Here is a 254-nt window from a genome sequence, read left to right as displayed (position 1 = left end):
TAACCGGTCCAATCCATGAGTGGCTGGAGCTTAGCGGGAGTGTTGTAGTACTTGAGGCCGAGCTCCTGGATGAACTTGTTAACGTCGCCGTTGCTTACAGCGTTAACGAGGTCGGCAACCGTCTTCGGGTTGTGGTAGGCAGTACCCCAGTTCGGGTCAACGTAGTAGTCAAAGAACCAGTAGTCCCAGGCAATGCTCGTAACCGGCTGAATTCCACTGCTAACCCAGCCCTCAGTGTAAACACTCCACTGGAG

General features: G+C 53.9%; 1 pseudogene. It reads right to left on the bottom strand.

The window, feature by feature from the left end:
* A pseudogene (locus tag E3E29_RS11615) lies at positions 1 to 254 on the bottom strand (hypothetical protein); the annotation flags it as partial.

Source organism: Thermococcus sp. Bubb.Bath, from assembly GCF_012027595.1.
Classification (GTDB): Archaea; Methanobacteriota_B; Thermococci; order Thermococcales; family Thermococcaceae; genus Thermococcus.
Note: the sequence above shows the minus strand (reverse complement) of the source record. Positions and strands in the feature narration are given on the sequence as shown.